This window comes from Lactococcus sp. LG606 (genome assembly GCF_017309645.1).
Taxonomy (GTDB): domain Bacteria; phylum Bacillota; class Bacilli; order Lactobacillales; family Streptococcaceae; genus Lactococcus; species Lactococcus petauri.
Map to the genome: position 1 here is coordinate 555,314 of NZ_CP071301.1, position 19,788 is coordinate 575,101.

Consider the following 19,788-nt stretch of genomic DNA (forward strand, 5'->3'; position numbering starts at 1 on the left):
AAACATGAGTACAGCAAAAGATATAACCGCCCAGTTATGGGCGATGGCCAACAAATTGCGTGGAACGATGGATGCCAGTGAGTATAAGAACTACATCCTACCTTTGATGTTCTACCGTTATTTGTCTGAGAACCAAGAAATTCAACTTAAAGAAAACGGCTTGGAAGATTTTTATACTGCTTCAGAGGAAGAAAAAGAAGATTATTTTATAGAAATTTCTAAAATTCTTGGCTATGTTATTGATCCAGAGTATACATGGGAAAAACTAGTTACAAAGATTGAGACACACAAGATTAAAGCCAGTGATTTCCAAGATATGCTGGACAGCTTCAACACTAATACCAAGCGTAATCCAGTCGCTGCAGCAGATTTTGCTAATGTCTTTTCAGATGTAAACTTAGGGGACACACGTTTAGGAACATCCACAAATGAACGTGCTAAGGCCCTTAATGATATCGTCTTAATGATTAACGACTTTACTTTCAAAGATGACACAGGGCATGATATTCTTGGTGATGTTTATGAATACTTGATTGGAGAGTTCGCTGCAAACGCAGGTAAAAAAGGCGGAGAGTTCTACACACCACATGAAGTCAGTCAAATCTTGGCACGGTTAGTCACTGCTGATGTTAAAGAGACTGGGAACCAGTTCAGTGTCTACGACCCTACGATGGGCTCTGGTTCGCTTTTATTGACCGTTCAGAAGGAATTACCAAATGGTAATAAAGAAGGCTCTGTTGAATTCTATGGTCAAGAATTAAATACAACAACTTATAACTTGGCACGGATGAACTTAATGATGCACGATGTCAACTACCGTAATATGACTTTAAAGCGTGCAGATACCTTAGATATTGATTGGCCTTTCGATGAAAAAGATGGCATTCAAATTCCTAAGAAATTCGATGCAGTGGTAGCAAATCCACCTTATTCGCAAAACTGGGATGTGAAGAATATTGATAGAGAAAAAGATGTTCGTTTCAAAGGCTTCGGTGTAGCACCAGCATCTAAGGCGGATTATGCCTTTATCCTTCATGGCCTTTACCACTTAGAAAAATCTGGAACGATGGCTATTGTATTACCTCACGGAGTTTTGTTCCGCGGTGCTTCTGAAGGTAAGATTCGTAAAAATATCATCAAGGAGAATCTACTTGATGCAGTTATCGGTTTACCTGCAAATCTTTTCTTTGGGACAAGCATTCCGACCTGTGTTTTAGTCTTTAAAGGGCGTGAAGCACGTGGAGAAAACAAAGATGTTCTCTTTATTGATGCTTCAAAAGATTTTGAAAAGGCAAAAAATAAAAATAAACTCTCAGCTCAAAATATTGATGATATTGTCCAAGCATATCATAAGCGAGAGGACATTGAAAAGTACGCTCATTTGGCTTCTATCGATGAAATTAAAGAGAACGACTATAATTTGAATATTCCAAGATATGTTGATACTTTTGAAGAGGAAGAAGTCGTCCCACTGGCAGAAGTAGCAAAAGAATTACGAGAAGTTCAAGCAGAGATTGACAAATCAACAGAAGATTTGTTAGGAATGTTAGGCTCATTGACTGGAACAACAGATGAGGCAAAAGAAGAGTTGCGTAAATTTATTGAATTGATGAGTAAATAATAAAAAGATATAAAAGAGTGTCTACAAACGTAACGCTCTTTTATGCTATAATAAAACACTATGCAAAACCCAAAAACAAAAACACCTCCAAGAACAAGTAAAAAGCCAAAAAAGAAAACGAAGCGTATCCTCTTATCTATCATAAGCGTATTTATATTGCTTATCGTTGCTCTGCCTTTCTATGCTTGGAAAGTTGAGCCCTTCCTTGTGCATGTCAATCATGTCGAGCTGGGAAAGAAAAATGAGCGGACACCACTAAACGTTGTGCAAATCTCTGATTTGCAGGTTTCCGAGTACTTTGAAACAAATCGTTTAGATAAGGTGATTGAGAAGGTTAATGCCCAAAACCCAGATATTCTTTTGTTTACAGGAGATTTGTTTGATAATTACTCCAAGTATCCAGAACAGATGGCACCAATGATTGAAAAATTAAAAGCTTTTAAGGCAAATATTGGGAAGTATGCCGTTTGGGGCAATCATGATTATGGTGGCGGTGCTGTCCGTGTCTATGAAGATGTTATGTCGGCGGGTGGATTTACCGTGCTAAGAAATCAGGGAGAAACTCTAACATTGAGCGATGGTCGCCAAGTTTTCTTAGGTGGACTCGATGATTCTCTTTTAGGAAATCCTTCGGTATCCGATACGCTTGCTTACCGTCAAAACTATGATTACGCCATCACAATGACACATGAACCGGATGTGGCGGATGCTTTTATCGGTACAGATACACAGCTGGTTTTAGCGGGTCACAGTCACGGTGGTCAGGTCTGGATTCCCTTCTATCCGATAAAAAATGTTCTGGCTGAGAAGTATACACGGGGCTTATACCAGCTTGATGCTATTACACAATTATATGTCAATACAGGGATAGGAACCACATCGATTCACGCCCGTTTTGGAGTTATACCTGTGGTAACTCAGTTCACCATTTATATTTAAAAGAAAAGAGGGGCTACTCTCTTTTCTTGTTACAAAAAGAGCTTTGCCATCTCCTGTAAAGTGACTATTTTGCAGCTTTAAATATTATAAAATAGAAGAGTTGTCTATACATGAAACGGAAAGAATTGTAGGTGAAGCCTTGATTAGAGTATACTACCGCAAACCTTGTACCGCCAGTCAAAAAGCAAATTCATGGTTTCAGAACTATGGGATAGAAGCGAAATATGTCCGAATTGAAAAAATATCAGAAACGGATTTACTGGAAATTTTATCTCTATCTGAAGGTGGTTTTGCAGAAATTACTAAAAAATCACGAACATCTTCAAAGAAGACCTTGAAAGCCCTAATGGGACTCAATAAATTAACTTTTAAAGAAGCTCTTGCTTTCGTCACTGAGCATCCAGAATGTTTGATTACACCCATTATTATTGGTAAAAATAAGATGTTGGTAGGATATAATGAAGTCGAAATGAGGAAGTTCATTCCACGTTATCTGCGCGATTAAAAACTGTAATGTTTACAAATTTAGGGTTATAATAAGGAGATAGGGCATTCAAAAAGTAAGGGATATTTATAATGAAAATAACAGCGATAGAAGATAGTGTGAGTTTGGAGCTCAAACTTTTGGAACTTATGAAAGAGAAGGGCGACTGGATTGATGCCGAAGAAATGGCAAAAACTTTGGGGATCAGTACAAAACGTACGACCAGTTTGATTAATAGTTTACTTCATGAGATAAGATCTTTTGACTCTGACAATCTCAATCTCAAAATATTAAAAGGGCGCGGAAACCTTTTAGAAATTAAGGATGCGCGTGATTATCGAAAATTTCGCCAGAAACTCATCGAAAATATCATTATTTATAAGATTCTCTTTTCGATTGCTTTAAATAAAGATGCAAATCTGGAACGCTTGGCTATGGAGAACTTTGTCAGCGAATCTTTGATTAAAAAGCGCATCGCAAGTGCCAATCAAATGATGGCCAATCTAGGTGTGAAGGTTGTAACCAGAAAAAAACAGTATCTTTTTCAAGGGGATGAACAACAAGTCAGAGGAATGCTAAATATTCTCTTTTGGCGCCTTTACCGAGGCGATGAGTGGCCTTTTTCAGGAGTTAATAAAGAAAAAATCATTAACTTGATTTCGCAAATAAGCCTTGAGATAGACTTACAGATGAATCAGTTTACAGCTTATCAAATTGCCTATATGTTTGCCATAAATTTTAGCAGATATCAACGTGGCTTTTCAGTAAACTTGGAAGAAGGCTGGGAGAAATATCGTTCGATTTGTGAATGGATTGATGAGAAGACGGATATTTACGCTTTATTTTACAAAAATTATGGTTTTCCTAAACATGAAGTGGATTTTTTACTGATTGAAGCCATGACTAAGAGCAAAATTTACAATAGTCTTGAGCATAAGGCACCAGATTTTTGGAGTGTTCTTGAAGGGACACCCGCCTTTGAAGCTACAGAACGTTTGGTGCAAAAAATGGAAACCCACACAGGAAAACTCTCTGAAGAGAAAAGAAGATTGTTCTTGCGGTATATTTATCCCTGTCATTTGCATGCGGACCTATTCTCAAACATCATTTTCTCAGAGTCTGGGCACCATGCAATTAACGTGTCGTCTTACTTTTTCCCAGTCATGCGTCAGTCTTTGAAAAAACTCCTTGCTGAGCTATATCAAGAAAGTGGACTCACACTCTTTTTAAATGAAGAATATTTGATTGGCGAGTATATATTGGCTTTATCCTTCTTTATGCCCGTCCAGTTTCAGGAAAAAGAAATCACGCTCTTCATTGATACTGACTTGTCCGAGATGCTAGAAAAATTGTTAATCCGACAAATTTTTAATCAATTTGGTCATCTTTATAATTTAAAAATAATCACAAGTCTATCAGAACCAGAACAAAATGTAGACATTGTTATTTCGACAAGCGCTATGGGTGAGCACAGTAATTTGAAAAAACCAGCGCAGTTATTCCTTGTTCATCCTTTCCTCACGCGAAGGGAAATCGAGGATATTGAGGACTATCTACATATTTTAATCACCAAAAATGACGAGTAATATTCGTCTTTTTTTGTTGCTTCCCATCTGCCTTTTTTTACCCCAATATCTCTTACTATAGTGATAAGCTAGAAGTATTAAAAAAGACGATAAGAGGTATTAAAATGGCTTTAGATGCTATAAAAATATTACAAGATGTGGTCCAAATCAACTCAGTCAATGGTAACGAAGAAGAAGTGGCGAACTATTTGCGTGCGTTACTTCAAGAGCATGATATTGCAGCCAAGATAATTCCTTACAGCGAAGGACGCGCCAGTCTGATTGCCGAGATTGGAAACGGTAATGGTCCGGTAATAGGTTTTGATGGGCATGAAGATACAGTATCTTTAGGAGATGAAAGTAAGTGGACATATCCGCCTTTAAGTGCGACTGTAACCGAAGAGGGAAAAATGTACGGACGTGGCACTACAGACATGAAGTCTGGCCTTGTTGCAGCCGTTGTAGCTATGATTAATCTCAAAGAAAGTGGCGTTTCTCTGAATGGGACAGTGCGCTTACTCGCTACTGTAGGTGAAGAAAAAGGTGAACTTGGAGCAGGTCAACTTGCAGAACTTGGTTATGCCGATGATATGGAAGCTTTAGTTGTCTGTGAGCCAACAGGTGGAGACTTCGCCACATTGCAACAAATGAAAGATACTATTCCGCTCGATATTCCGAAGTTCGACGGGGAGATGCGTCTCATCTTTATTGGCCATAAAGGTTCCGTCAACTATAAGGTACATGCCAAAGGCAAGGCTGCACATAGCTCAATGCCAGAGCTTGGTCAAAATGCCATCGAAGGTTTACTTAAGTTTTATGATAAACAAAAAGCATATTTTGATAAGCTTACAGAAGAAGATGATCTTTTAGGTTCAACTATTCCAGTCGTGACTTTGATTAATGGTGGTGAACAGATCAATACTGTTCCGGCCAACGCGAGTATGGGTGTGAAAATCCGTACCATTCCCGCATTGTCTAATGAAAAATTGATTGCGGATATTCAAGCGCTGATTGATGAATGTAATCGTGAGCAAGCAGTAGAGTTATCTTTAGAGGTCACCGAAAATGTTGCCCCTGTCAAAAGTAGCCCAGACTCAAAAATAGTAAAAGTAACTTCTGAAGTTTTGGAAGAACATCTGCAGCAGAAAGCACCACAAGTTGGTGTATCTGGTGGAACAGACGCCTCACAGTTTGTAAGAGCTAATCCTAATCTTGATATTGTGGTTTGTGGACCCGGAAATGCTACAGCGCATGCTGTTGACGAGTATGTCCTTATAGATAGCTTTTTAGACTTTATCAAAATATACGAAAATATGATTCAAAAATATTTTGCAAGTTGAAACGGATAGGAGGAGATAACACTTTTGGCCAAGTAGCCTTTCTTGAGCCAAAGTGTTATTTTTTTGTGACTTTTCCTCAATTTTCTTCCTATATGAACTTCTATTATCTTTTATTGGCTCTATATAGTATAATAAAGAGTATGAAAAAAATAATCTCCCTTGGCTTAATACTTCTCGGTATTCTTGCAGATCAGCTATTGAAAGCTTGGACTGTTGCTAATATTCCATTGGGAGGAGAAAAGGAATTTATTCCTGGTATCCTCAGCCTAACCTACCTTCGAAACGAAGGCGCAGCTTGGTCGATGCTCGAAGGAAAACAATGGTTTTTCCTCATCTTGACACCGATCGTGATTATAGCCGCCCTTTATTTCCTTAATAAAAAAATAAATCAAAACTGGTACTTTGCCGCACTGACTTTGATTATTTCAGGAGCGCTAGGGAACTTTATTGACCGAGTGCGACAATCTTTTGTGGTGGACATGTTCCAGACGGATTTCATCAATTTTCCAATATTTAATATCGCTGATATACTGCTTTCAATAGGTTTTGTAGTACTCTTTATCGCGATTATTTTAGACAAAGAGGTAGAATAAATGACAGTAGTAATTATTGACGAGCCAAATGCGGGGCTTCGTTTAGACAAGGCTTTAGCAAACTTGAGTGATGCTTCACGTTCAGTATTGACAGAGCTGATTCGTGATGGGAAAGTCACGGTAGACGGGAAAGTAAAAAAAGCAAAATATAAAGTAAAAGCAGGGGAAACTATCGCCTACGAATTACCAGAAGTTGAAGTGCTTGATATCCAAGCTGAAGATATTCCTTTAGATATTGTTTATGAAGATTCTGATGTGGCAGTAATTAACAAGCCCCAAGGAATGGTTGTTCACCCAAGTGCGGGACATGCTTCAGGTACATTGGTCAACGCCATTATGTACCACATCAAAGATCTTTCTTCTATTAATGGTGTGATTCGCCCCGGAATTGTCCACCGTATTGATAAGGATACTTCCGGTTTGCTGATGATTGCCAAAAATGATGCTGCACATGAGTCTTTAGCGGCACAGCTCAAAGCAAAAACAAATAAACGCCGTTATATTGCACTTGTGCATGGCGAGTTACCAAATGAAAAAGGTACGATTGAAGCCCCGATTGGTCGCAATCCTAAAGAGCGTAAGAAGCAAGCTGTGATTTCAGGAGGAAAACCAGCCAAAACGCATTTTACCGTTTTGGAACGTTTCCCTGGATATACTCTTGTTGCCCTTGAGCTTGAAACAGGGCGTACACATCAGATACGTGTACACATGGCTTATATTGGCTTCCCAATCGCTGGAGATCCTCTCTATGGCCCAAGTAAAACTTTAACGCCAAACAAGGGACAATTTCTCCATGCCGAAACCCTAGGTTTTGAGCATCCTGCAACGGGCGAACTGCTTGAGTTCCAGGTCGACATTCCTGAAATATTTGCTCAACAACTTGATAATTTAAGAAGCTTGTCGTAAGACAGGTTTTTTATGTCCAATACGCCTTAGGTCATTGTATAATTTCAGAGTGCCTAAGTCCGTTGTGAATTCTGAGTTATTGTTAAACAAAAACCATCAAGCTGTTTTATAAATTTTTACCGTCCTAGAATGAATTTGTGGTAAAATAGTTCTATGCTAAAAAAATCTGATTTCGAAAAATTTCCTGATTTGCTTGTCAAATATGACGAGCCATTGTCAAATTACACCTACACCAAAGTTGGCGGACCAGCAGATTTTCTTGCTTTTCCCGCTTCAAGTGAAGAGTTAAGCGAGCTTCTCGACTTAGCACGAGCAGCAGAAACACCAATTACAGTATTGGGTAATGCATCCAACTTAATCGTTCGTGATGGTGGCATTCGTGGCTTAGTGATTTTACTTGAAAAAATGAATCACGTAAAAGTAGATAAAAATGTAATCACAGCTGAAGCAGGCGCAAAATTGATTGACACCACACATGTTGCACTTGATCATGCCTTGACGGGCTTCGAGTTTGCATGTGGTATTCCTGGTTCTGTTGGTGGGGCAGTCTTTATGAATGCTGGCGCCTATAGCGGTGAAATTGCCCATGTTTTACTCAATTGTACTGTTATTGACCAGGAAGGTCATCTCCGTGTATTAGAGGCAGACCAAATGAAATTCGGCTATCGCCATTCTGTTATTCGTGATGAGGACTTGATTGTTGTATCAGCTCAGTTTAAACTTGAAGCTGGTGATGCTTCAGTTATCAAAGCGGAAATGGACCGCTTAACAGGACTACGTGAAAGTAAGCAACCGCTCGAATATCCGAGCTGTGGTTCAGTATTCAAACGCCCTGCCGGACATTTCGCCGGACAGCTTATCCAAGAGGCAGGTATGCAAGGGCACCGTATCGGTGGTGTGGAAGTATCTAAAAAGCATGCTGGCTTTATGGTTAATGTCGATCAGGGTACAGCTACAGATTACGAAAATTTGATTGCTTATGTCATTGAGCATGTGAAGGAAAATTCTGGATTAACACTAGAAGCAGAAGTCCGTATTATCGGTGAGAAATTAGAAAGATAAAAACAAAGAAAAATGATTAATGCAATAGTTTTTGACGTTGACGATACAATTTATGACCAGCAAGCACCATTCAGACGTGCCATTTCGAAAGTCTTCCCAGACTTTGACATGACCGACATGAACAAAGCTTACATTCGCTACCGTCACTATTCAGACCTTGGTTTCCCAAAAGTAATTGCGGGCGAGTGGGATATTGAGTATTTCCGTTTTTATCGTACAAATGAAACACTTAAAGATTTAGGCTATCCTGAAATTTCACGTGCTACCGGAGATTATTTCCAAGAAATTTATGAATACGAATTGGAAAACATCACGATGCTTGATGAAATGCGTTTGACACTTGATTTTCTGAAAAAACGTAATATTCCAGTAGGTGTGATTACTAATGGCCCAACAGAACATCAGCTGAAAAAAGTACGTAAACTTGGTTTGTATGATTATGTTGAACCAAGTCATGTGATTGTTTCGCAAGCAACTGGTTTCCAAAAACCAGAAAAAGAAATCTTTAACTTGGCTGCGCAACAATTTGGCATGAATCCTGAGACAACTTTGTATGTAGGGGACTCTTACGACAATGATGTTATGGGCGGTCACAACGGTGGCTGGAAAACAATGTGGTTTAATCACCGCGGACGCAGTATTTCACAAGGAAAAAAAGTACACGACGTCGAAATTGATTCTTTTGAGCAACTCTTTGGCGCTGTAAAAGTTCTTTTTGATCTTCCAGATAACAAGTACATCATGGATTCTAATGACAAGACAAATCCTGTCCTTGAGTTGGGTATTAAGTCTGGTGTAAACCTCGCAGCAGAGCGCCTTTTGTCTACAGGGAAATTTGACTTGGAAGCGGTAGCTGATATGCTAGAATTAAGTAAAAAACAGGTCGAATTCCTGACTTTAAAAGGATACAAATAAAAAAAATGAAATCAGAGAAGTCTCTGATTTTTTAATTCGCTATGAGCAATTGCTTCTAAAGCTACTAAATCCCAAACGGCAAGCTCTATGAAATCTTGCCTAATATCCAGGAAAAGAGAAAATTCACTCTTGCATTGACATAAAATTTACGTTATAATTATAAAAGTTTCTGCTCAGCAGAAAATAGGACTCGTTTTTGCTGTGAACAAGCGAAAACTAAGGCCATACGGACAGCCAGAGTCACAGCCGATTGGCAATTTTATTGCCTTATTGATTAAGCAAATTATTTTGCTTATGGAGCTTCACACTCCACCCAAGAAACACGCTTGCGCGCATCAATAAGAGTACTAAAAGTTGACTACTCGGTCTCTCCGCAGTAAGACTGCTTTTTATATGTAATCAAAGATTGAATGTGAATCCAAGTGTGTGTACACTTGGATTTTTTGATTGGCTATTGCTATCAAGTGCCTAAAGGCCCTGATAGCAAACGGAAATTCCTATAAGGATTTCCTAAGCCCCTCATTAGTTGAAAAACAAAAAAATATCGTTTTTATTTTTCAACGTCATGTGCTACCATCATTGCGCCTGAAGGCGCTAATGATGGACGGAAAGTCCTATAGGACCTTTCCTGAGCATCTCATTAGTCAAAAATCAAAAAAATATCGTTTTTGATTTTTGCCGTCATAATATGCTGTTGTTCATTTAAAGGCCCTCATTAGTTGAAAAACAAAAACGATATTTTTTGTTTTTCAACGTCAGGTGCCGTTATAATATGCTATTGATATTTACCATCAGGTAGCTCACTTTTAGCTCTATTTGCAAATAACGAAAACTTATTTCTTTCACCGGTTTTGAGATTCCGGTGTTGGTTGCCAACAATTAAAACTCTAAATCCAAGACGAAGGATAAAAATCATGACCAAAAATATCATTGAATTTAAAAACGTAACGAAAACCTATGAAGATAGTGGTACGACAGTGCTCAAAGACATTACTTTTGAGATTGAAGAGGGGAAGTTCTATACCTTACTGGGTGCTTCTGGTTCAGGTAAATCAACGATTTTAAATATTATTGCTGGACTTCTAGATGCTACATCTGGAGATATTTTGCTAGACGGTCAGCGTATCAATGATATCCCGACAAACAAGCGCGACGTGCATACGATTTTCCAATCTTACGCATTATTCCCGAATATGACGGTCTTTGATAATGTGGCTTTTGCTTTGAAAATCAAGGGAGTGAACAAATCAGAAATCGCACAACGTGTTTCTGAGTCGCTTAAGCTTGTGCAACTAGAAGGCTTCGAGAAACGTGCTATCAGTAAACTCTCTGGGGGGCAAAAACAACGTGTTGCTATTGCACGCGCCATTATTGACCGACCCAAAGTTCTCTTGCTGGATGAATCCCTGTCGGCTTTGGATATGAAGCTCCGTAAGGATATGCAATATGAACTGCGTGAGTTGCAACAAAGCCTGGGTATCACTTTTATTTTTGTGACTCATGATCAGGAAGAAGCTTTGGCCATGTCCGACTGGATCTTCATTATGAATGAGGGTGAAATTGTTCAGTCAGGCACACCAACCGATATATATGACGAACCGATTAACCATTTTGTAGCCGAGTTTATCGGTGAATCAAATATTATCAATGGCCGCATGATTGAGGACTATCTTGTCGAGTTCAACGGTCAACAATTTGAAGCTGTTGATGGCGGGATGCGGCCTAATGAGCCGATTGAGGTGGTCATTCGTCCTGAAGATATTGAGTTCACCCTGCCTGATGAAGGAAAATTCAATGTGAAAGTTGATACACAACTCTTCCGTGGAGTGCACTATGAGATTGTGGCTTATGATGATTTTGGTAATGAATGGCTGATTCACTCCACCCACAAGGCCTTAGTTGGAGAAACGGTTGGTTTGAACTTTGAGCCTGAAGCTATACACATTATGCGTCTTGATGAGACCGAAGAAGAATTTGATGCGCGTATCGAAGAGTATGTTGAGGAAGAAGAACAAACTATCGGTATCGCCAATGCGGTCGAAGAAGAAGCTGCGGAAGAAGAGGCAGCCATCATGGATGCTGTTCAGGAAGCCTTGGAAAATACAATGGACCTGACTGAGCTCGCACAAGCTGTAAACGATATTTTGCATAAGCAAGAAAACGGAGAAAGTGAGGAAGAAGAATGACCAAAAGACTCTTCTCTGTCCCCTACTTCCTGTGGGTTGGACTGTTCGTAGTAGCACCTCTTATCCTCTTACTTTGGCAATCTTTCTTCAACATTCAAGGACAGTTTACCTTTTCTAACTATAGCCAGTATTTTACAAGCTCAACTTATCTGATGATGACTTGGAATTCGATCCTCTATGCCCTAATCATTACAGCCGTTACACTCTTGATTAGCTTTCCTGTGTCCTATGTGTTAACGAAACTCAAGCACAAACAGCTTCTCTTGATGTTAATTATCTTGCCCACTTGGGTGAATTTACTGCTGAAAGCTTATGCTTTCATTGGTATCTTCGGAAAGTATGGCTCTGTGAATAGTTTCTTACAATTTATCGGACTTGGCCGACCACAGATATTGTTTACAGACTTTAGCTTTATCTTTGTAGCAACCTATATTTCTATTCCTTTCATGGTGTTGCCTATTTTTAATGCTCTTGAGGATTTGGATGAAAACCTCGTCTTAGCCAGTTATGATTTAGGTGCAACACGGTGGCAAACCTTTATTCATGTGGTTTGGCCTTTATCGCTCAATGGTGTACGCTCAGGTGTCCAAGCTGTTTTTATTCCGAGCTTGTCACTTTTCATGCTGACACGCTTGATTGGCGGAAATAAGGTAATAACATTAGGTACTGCAGTTGAAGAACATTTCCTCACCACCCAAAACTGGGGGATGGGTTCAACCATTGCCATCATCTTAGTTTTTGCGATGATGATTATTATGTTAGTGACAAGAGAAAGAAAGGTGGGTAGCTAATGCGTAGTAAAAACCGTGTCGGAAAAATCTATCTGGGCTTCGTGCTCTTTATCCTTTATGCCCCAATCTTTTTCTTGATTTTTTATGCCTTTAACGAAGGCGGGGATATGAATCAATTTACAGGCTTTACCTTAGATAACTTTAAAGAACTTTTTCAAGACAGCCGTTTAATTTTGATTGTCGTACAAACCTTTTTCTTGGCTTTCTTGAGTGCTTTAATTGCCACAATCATTGGAACTTTTGGTGCCATGTTTATCGAAAATCTTAAAGCCAAGGGTAAGACGACTTTCTTAGGCTTAAACAATGTCTTGATTGTATCGCCTGACGTTGTTATTGGTGCAAGTTTCTTGATTCTCTTTACCTTAGTAGGAATGAAACTTGGCTTTGCCTCAGTTTTGTTGAGCCACATCGCCTTTTCTATTCCGATTGTTGTCTTGATGGTGTTGCCACTTTACCAAGAGATGGATAAATCTTTAGTTGAGGCTGCCTATGATTTGGGGGCAACGCAGACTCAAGCATTAAGAGAAGTGATTCTGCCCTATTTGACACCTGGTGTCATTGCTGGGTTCTTTATGGCCTTCACTTATTCCTTAGATGACTTTGCCGTTACCTTCTTTGTCACAGGAAATGACTTTACGACAATGTCTGTCGAGATTTATTCACGTGCTCGTGCAGGAATCTCCCTTGAGATCAATGCACTATCCGCAATTGTATTTCTCTTCTCAATCTTACTGGTTATAGGGTATTATATAATCATGAGAGAATCAGATACTGCCGGAAAAACGCCAAATATTACTTAAGAAAGGACAGTTATCTTGAAAAAATTAATCTATTTCTTGTCAGGGATTTTAGCAATTACTGTTCTTCTTGGGGTTACAGCTTGGAGAATGTCCGCTGCGACAGGTGTTTCAACCTCTACCAATAGCTTGACGATTTTTAACTGGGGCGAATATATCGATCCGCAGCTTCTCAAAAAGTTTGAAAAAGAGTCCGGCTATAAGGTTAATTATGTGACATTTGACTCCAATGAAGCCATGTATTCTAAAGTTAAACAAGGCGGTACTGCTTATGATATTGTTGTGCCCAGCGAATACATGGTGCAAAAAATGGCCAAAGAAAATCTTTTGCTTCCTTTAGATCACACCAAGATTAAAAATCTTAATTATGATAATCCGAAGCTCTTGGATGCGGCATTTGACCCTAAAAATACTTATTCTGTGCCTTATTTCTGGGGGACTTTGGGGATTGTATATAATGATAAATACATCACTCAGCCACCCACAAAATGGGAAGACCTTTGGTCTAAAGACTACAAAAATTCGATCCTCCTCACAGATAGTAGTCGAGATGTGATGGGGATGGGCTTAATCGCTACAGGAAGCTCTGTGAATACGACGAACCAGTCAGAGATTGATCGTGCTTATGACAAGCTCCTACAGCTCACACCCAATGTTAAAGCTATTCTCGGAGACGAAATCATGAGTTATATGATTAATAACGAAACACCGTTATCTGTCGTTTATAGTGGACAAGCATCCGAAATGACTTCAAGCAATGAACATTTACACTATGTGGTCCCTGCCCGAACAAACATTTGGTATGATAACTTGGCTATCCCAAAAACAAGTAAAAATACTAAAGCGGCCTATGCCTTTATCAACTTCATGCAAGAACCAGAAAATGCAGCGGCCAATGCTGAATACGTTGGCTATTCAACACCTAACGTTAAAGCAGAAGCACTCTTGCCTGCAGAAGTTCGTGAAGACAAGTCTTATTATCCTGATGAAGCTCTGATAAAAGAAGATGAAGCTTATGTTAATCTCAGTCCATATTGGACAGGTATTTATAATGATTTGTATCTTCAGTTTAAGATGAATAAATGAAAATAGCTCTAACCCTCGTGGTTGAGCTGTTTTTGTTTTCTATGCTCCAACTTAGTGTACATACTTTTTAAATTTTAGCATTCTAAACTTCCTTGATTATTATTTTTATTTTCAGGGAGACCATGCTAAAATTGATAATGTCCTAATTATATTCAAACCCTAGTATAATTTTGATTTTTCATAATAAATATCCAACCCATGGATATAACCTTGATGTCCCCCTTTCTCCATAGGGGGATTTTTGCTTTGTTCCTGCGCTTTTGACAGTTGCAACTCTCTTTGTTAACGCTTACTTTAGTGCTATAATATAGATAAGGTAAATACTGAATCCTTTATTTCAGTATACACCTTTATTTGATCGCTCCATATCTGTGCTTTGGTTCTTTGCCCGCAGATGTGGAGTTTTTCTATATAAGCAATGATTTGTAATTATAATGTTATATAAGGTAATGAGAGGAGAAAGAGATGGAATTTCTTAGTGAAAACAAGATTTAGAAAAATAAGAAGAACAAGTGCATAAAAACAAGGAAAAATATTATGAAAAAGAGAACAAATACCATTATGAGAAAAAGTCACACAATAATTTGTTCAAGATTAAAATAAATACCATTATTGGTAGTTTAAGAAAATTATTCCAACATATGGGTAAGAAAAAATTATTTCTATTAACTGCCTCTCACATTAGAAAAAGAAGTTTTCGAGATAAATTCCTTAAACATCAATGATAATGAGCTATAAGAGTGTTTTAAGTCCAATATATAGTATAAAAAAATATGGAAATAAAAGAATGAAAACAAGTGCAATTTCTCCTTAATTTTTATTAAGAAAGTGGTTTAAAATCCCCTTATCTTAACTGAAACTAAAAATATTGAAAAAATTACTTAATTTAATTAGCAAAAATTTTTAATGTATTTAAATACAAAAAAAGACATGGTTAATTTTTAAAAAATAAGAAGCGCATTAAATAGGGGTTTTTATTATACATTTTTTCTATTTTGTAGAATAAATTTTCTGAATATTTTGTTTACAAATGTTTTCGCTTTCTTTTTTCATTTTATTTATTTTAAGTTATGTTTAAGGTAAAGGTCATATAATGAGTCCCTCATGAAGGAAATGAATTTGACTTTGAAAATTTATTTTCTTCTGAGTGAACTTATACATTTTAAACCGAGAGCTTTCAAAGATATGTAATTTCGCAAGCAGCAGAGATTTGAAGGTTCCTTATAACAAACGTCCATAGCGTGCAATGACGTTAAACTGCTGACGGTAATCCTACACAAGCGTTCAAGACTTTATGATGTGTATGGGAAGTAACCATGATGATAGAGTATATACGGGGGTTCGTAATTGAGCTTTAACTCTATGGAATATTCTTAGTGGCGAAATTGAAAGGTCTAAATGAAATTCAGTAAAGTTGCTATTTCAACTGGTGTTATTGCTTCATTCATGTTTATCGGTACTGGTATAGCCCACGCGGACACACCAAAACAAACTACACATGATGTTGCAATTGAAGTTATTAACGGTAACTACGGTACAGGTCAAGAGCGTGTCACAATGTTGACAAACAAAGGTTTTGACTTTGAAGACGTACAAACAGAAGTTAACAACATTTTGTTAGGAAAAGCTTCAGCAACTCCTACAACTGCCAAAAAAGTTGAAACACAACCTGCTAAATCTAAAGTAGCACAAACTGTATCAGGACTTGACTTAGGTCAAACTTCTGGTCAAGTAAATATTGAAGCCCTTGCCAACTACATGGTTTCTAATACTGCCAACGCAGCAGGATATTCTGCAAGCGAATGGGCATATATTATTGAACATGAGTCTAATGGACGTGCAGATGTTGCAAATGCAAGTTCAGGTGCATACGGTGCGTTCCAATTGTTAGGTCACGGTGAATACGCTGGCATGACTCTTGCTGAACAAATCGAAATGGCAAGTAAACTACCTGCAGGAAGCTGGGTTGTTTATAACTAATAGGAAGTGAATTACAATTCGTTTCCTGGAGTGCTTAACTAAGATTAAACATCCAAGGCTATCACAAACAGTGAAGGCCTTTTTGTTTTGCCTTTAACCTTTTTAAAAATCAAAAAATCAAAAAATCAAAAAAACTCTTAAAAAATTTAAAATTATATGTTATAATAAAAGAGTAGATTTAGTAAAACGTACTAAATTCATAACAATTAAAGAGACAATATAGGTTGGGCGCAAGCTTCAAGAGATTTCCTCCGAGGGTAAGGAGGAGATTTTTTGATAGCTTGTGCCCTTTTTGTTTACATTCTTTTTTTTCGATTGCTACGCTCTTGGAAAAAAATGAAGTGTAGACCTAACTGTCGAAAATACAAGGAGGAAGCTTTTGGAATTTTATAAAAAAGCAAAAGAAGAAGTTATTGAGGAGTTTTTAGTTGACACTAAGACTGGCTTAAATCATGAACAAATATTGAAACAAAGGGAGCTTCATGGAGAAAATAAACTCCCGGATGAAGAGGAAGAATCATACTTAGCTACGTTCCTCAAAAGTTTTAAAGAACCTATTGTTATTGTTTTACTTGGTGCGGTAGCTCTGTCCTTTGCTAGTTCTTACCACGCTTTTCAATTTCAAAATGATAGTAAGCATGGGATGGAGGCACTATATGAAGCGATTGCTATCTTAATCTTAATTATCATAAATGCCTTTTTAGGCTTTTATCAAGAAATTAGTGCACGTAAGAGTTTGAACGCATTAAAAGAGATGAACAATCGTTATGTTACTGTGTTACGAAATGGTCAATTTGAAAAAATACTTTCAACAGAGCTTGTCACAGGGGATATCGTAAAAGCCTCAATTGGAGACTTTGTCGAAGCAGATGTCCGTTGGATTGAAACCAATGAGCTCCAAGTTATCGAGTCGCATTTGACTGGCGAAGCAGATGCGATTAGCAAGCACACAGATGCTATTCTCGAGACGACAGAACTAGGTGATCGTCATAATATGGGCTTCTCCGGTTCAAGCGTTTCTGGTGGACAAGGTTTAGGGATCGTTGTGGCTGTTGGGGAACATACTGAACTTGGTAAAATTGCCAAACTGATTCAAGCAGTTGAAAACAGGACGTCGCCACTGCAAAATACGGTTCATAAGTTAACCAAAACCTTGATGCAAGTTTCAGCCGGTATTGTTGTCTTTACCCTCGTAGTGGGTATCATCCAAGCTGGTGAATTAAGCATAGCATCAATTACATCTGTTTTATCAACCTCAATCGCCTTAGCTGTAGCCTCTATACCTGATGCTCTACCTGCTGTGCTTTCGATTGTTTTAACGATTGGCGCTGCCAAAATGGCGAAGAATAAAGGGCTTATCAAGTCACTTAACAGTGTGGAAACACTAGGAAGTACTTCCTACATCTGTTCAGATAAAACAGGAACACTTACCAAAAATGAAATGACCGTTACACATTTCTATACAAACGGACAGTACTATGAAGTTTCTGGTCTGGGCTATACTCCAGAAGGGGAAATTCGTAGTCTTTCTGATGAAGAGCAAGAGCCTTCATATTCGGCCTTTATTGCAGGTGCACTTTTGTGTAACGAGTCTGCTCTCAAAGAAGTCGAAGGAAAATTCGTGCCTTTTGGTAATCCAACTGAAATTGCCTTGACTGTTTTGGGGCAAAAAGCTGGCCGCACAAAAACTCAACTTTTAGAATCACATGAGCTCATCCGGACGCTACCTTTCACTAGTGACCGTAAAACAATGAGTGTCATTGTCAAGAAAGGCGACAACTATCTTCTCTATATCAAGGGAGCGCCAGATGTTCTGGTTGAGAAAAGCCGCGCCCTTTTGATTGATGGTGAATTAAATACTGAAGAAAGCGAAAAGCAAAAATTTATCACGACTGTAAATGATTATGCCAATGAAGCTTTGCGTACCTTGGCGGTAGGATACCGTATCCTCAGTAAGGAAGAGGCAGAACAAGGTCAGCTAGAAGATTTAGAAAAAGATATTATCTTGACGGGGGTTGCAGGAATTATTGACCCTGCGCGTGAAGAAGTCAAAGCTTCTGTTAAAACATTGCAAGAGGCAAGTGTCGAAGTCGTTATGATTACAGGTGATCACGAAAATACAGCTCGTGCTATTGCTTATAATCTTGGCATTGTAAAATCCAAAGAGGCTAAAGTCATCAAAGGTATCGAAATTGAAGAAATGACAGATGAAGAGCTCTATGAAGTCGTTAAAACAACGAATGTCTATGCGCGTGTTTCCCCTGAACACAAGCAAAGGATTGTTAAGCAACTTCAAAAGCACGGGGAAGTTGTGGGTATGACAGGAGATGGTGTTAATGATGCGCCGGCTCTAAGAGCATCCGATATTGGAATTGCCATGGGAATCGCAGGAACTGAAGTAACCAAGGATTCTGCTGACTTGATATTGCTTGATGATAAGTTTACAACGATTGAAAAAACAGTCGAAAATGGTAGAACTATTTATGCCAATATTAAGAACTTTATCCGTCACGAATTAACGACGAATGTCGCAGAAGTACTTTCCTTGATATTAGGCTTACTTTTCTTCACTGTAAGTATCGGGAATGTTGACTATACCACACCAACTTTAACAGCCTTAATGGTACTTTGGGTCAATATGGTCAGTGATGCCGTGCCTTCTTTCGCTCTAGGATACGATGTCGCTGAGTCAGACATTATGAACGAAAAACCACGTGACCCTAAAGAATCTGTCCTAGCCAACTACACATGGTCAAGAGTCTTGATCCGAGGCACAATTATGGGCTTAATGGTCTTTGTAGCCTTTGTTTGGGCAGCAAAACAAGGCATGTCAAGTAACGAAGCACAAACGGTGGCCTTCTTAACACTTGTTTATGGTCAGTTGTGGCATGTTTTTGATGCAAGAAGTTCACAAACTCTCTTCAGAAGAAATCCATTCGGCAATCCACGTTTAGTCCTTGCTGTTGTCTTTGCAGGTATCTCTTCATTTTTAGTGACAATAATTCCATTCTTCAATGTTGTCATGGGAACTGCACCATTGAGCTTATCTGTTTATCTTCTTGTACTCTTTGTGCCAGCTTTACCAACATTTATCCTATCAGGTATTAAAGAAATCTTTAAAGTGAAAATTTGGTAAGGAGAATTTTTGAGATGTGTAACTATAATATGCTAAAATAACAGTATAGTAATCCTTGGAAGGAAGTATATACATGGAAAAAGTAAAAAGCTTTTTTACACCCAAAAGAATTTTAGTTCTCTTGATTCTTTTGCTCATCGTAATTTTTGCGGTTCTTAATTTCTCACCTGTTCGTGTTAACATGCTTTTCTTTAACATTGATATTCCCATGTTCTACGGTATTATCGCTGTAGGGCTGATTGGGTTTATATGTGGATATGTGATGCGGGGGAGAAAATAGCCTGAAAAAATCAAGACTGAAGTGTGTTACACGCTTCAGTTTTTTTATATTATTAGGTTTCCTCTTGCAAAAATATTAGAATTTAGAAAGGAGATTAAAAAGAAATG

16 protein-coding genes are annotated in these 19,788 nt (G+C 38.3%); all 16 read left to right on the forward strand.

The window, feature by feature from the left end:
* Positions 1-4 precede the first annotated feature (4 nt).
* The 16 genes from J0J35_RS02790 (at position 5) to J0J35_RS02865 (ending at position 19,681) form a co-directional block, all read left to right on the forward strand.
* On the forward strand, positions 5-1,621 hold the full coding sequence (locus tag J0J35_RS02790) for a type I restriction-modification system subunit M (RefSeq protein ID WP_206917627.1): 1,617 nt from the start codon (positions 5-7) through the stop codon (positions 1,619-1,621).
* 60 nt (positions 1,622-1,681) lie between these two features.
* Entirely contained in the window at positions 1,682-2,560 is an 879-nt protein-coding gene (locus J0J35_RS02795; RefSeq protein WP_206917629.1) for a metallophosphoesterase, read from the forward strand.
* 100 nt (positions 2,561-2,660) lie between these two features.
* On the forward strand, positions 2,661-3,065 hold the full coding sequence (locus tag J0J35_RS02800) for an ArsC/Spx/MgsR family protein (RefSeq protein WP_046401272.1): 405 nt from the start codon (positions 2,661-2,663) through the stop codon (positions 3,063-3,065).
* Positions 3,066-3,136: 71 nt separating this feature from the next.
* On the forward strand, positions 3,137-4,630 hold the full coding sequence (locus tag J0J35_RS02805) for a helix-turn-helix domain-containing protein (RefSeq protein WP_019335563.1): 1,494 nt from the start codon (positions 3,137-3,139) through the stop codon (positions 4,628-4,630).
* Between the two features lie 104 nt (positions 4,631-4,734).
* Positions 4,735-5,949, forward strand: coding sequence for an ArgE/DapE family deacylase (locus J0J35_RS02810; RefSeq protein WP_019335564.1), 1,215 nt, complete (start codon positions 4,735-4,737; stop codon positions 5,947-5,949).
* A gap of 140 nt (positions 5,950-6,089) precedes the next feature.
* On the forward strand, positions 6,090-6,542 hold the full coding sequence (lspA, locus tag J0J35_RS02815; protein ID WP_019335565.1) for a signal peptidase II: 453 nt from the start codon (positions 6,090-6,092) through the stop codon (positions 6,540-6,542).
* Positions 6,543-7,448 carry an RluA family pseudouridine synthase gene (locus tag J0J35_RS02820; protein WP_206917631.1) on the forward strand — a complete coding sequence of 302 codons (906 nt, stop codon included), beginning with the start codon at positions 6,543-6,545 and terminating at the stop codon, positions 7,446-7,448.
* A gap of 153 nt (positions 7,449-7,601) precedes the next feature.
* Entirely contained in the window at positions 7,602-8,510 is a 909-nt protein-coding gene (gene murB / locus J0J35_RS02825) for a UDP-N-acetylmuramate dehydrogenase (RefSeq protein WP_019292514.1), read from the forward strand.
* A 12-nt stretch (positions 8,511-8,522) separates the two neighbouring features.
* Positions 8,523-9,425: an HAD family hydrolase gene (locus tag J0J35_RS02830; RefSeq protein WP_019335567.1), complete on the forward strand. Its 903-nt coding sequence runs from the start codon at positions 8,523-8,525 to the stop codon at positions 9,423-9,425.
* Positions 9,426-10,339: 914 nt separating this feature from the next.
* Positions 10,340-11,611: an ABC transporter ATP-binding protein gene (locus J0J35_RS02835; protein WP_206917632.1), complete on the forward strand. Its 1,272-nt coding sequence runs from the start codon at positions 10,340-10,342 to the stop codon at positions 11,609-11,611.
* Positions 11,608-12,402, forward strand: a complete 795-nt coding sequence (locus J0J35_RS02840) for an ABC transporter permease (protein WP_017370222.1) — start codon at positions 11,608-11,610, stop codon at positions 12,400-12,402. Before J0J35_RS02835 ends, J0J35_RS02840 begins: the two co-directional genes overlap by 4 nt.
* On the forward strand, positions 12,402-13,202 hold the full coding sequence (locus J0J35_RS02845; protein ID WP_017370221.1) for an ABC transporter permease: 801 nt from the start codon (positions 12,402-12,404) through the stop codon (positions 13,200-13,202). The genes J0J35_RS02840 and J0J35_RS02845 overlap by 1 nt, the downstream gene beginning before the upstream one ends.
* 15 nt (positions 13,203-13,217) lie before the next feature.
* Positions 13,218-14,285 (forward strand): ABC transporter substrate-binding protein, encoded by a 1,068-nt coding sequence (locus tag J0J35_RS02850; protein ID WP_200553816.1) that lies wholly within the window; start codon positions 13,218-13,220, stop codon positions 14,283-14,285.
* Between the two features lie 1,398 nt (positions 14,286-15,683).
* Positions 15,684-16,265 (forward strand): transglycosylase, encoded by a 582-nt coding sequence (locus J0J35_RS02855; protein ID WP_206917633.1) that lies wholly within the window; start codon positions 15,684-15,686, stop codon positions 16,263-16,265.
* A 379-nt stretch (positions 16,266-16,644) separates the two neighbouring features.
* Entirely contained in the window at positions 16,645-19,401 is a 2,757-nt protein-coding gene (locus J0J35_RS02860) for a cation-transporting P-type ATPase (RefSeq protein ID WP_206917634.1), read from the forward strand.
* 73 nt (positions 19,402-19,474) lie between these two features.
* Positions 19,475-19,681: a hypothetical protein gene (locus J0J35_RS02865; protein WP_019292723.1), complete on the forward strand. Its 207-nt coding sequence runs from the start codon at positions 19,475-19,477 to the stop codon at positions 19,679-19,681.
* Positions 19,682-19,788 lie beyond the last annotated feature (107 nt).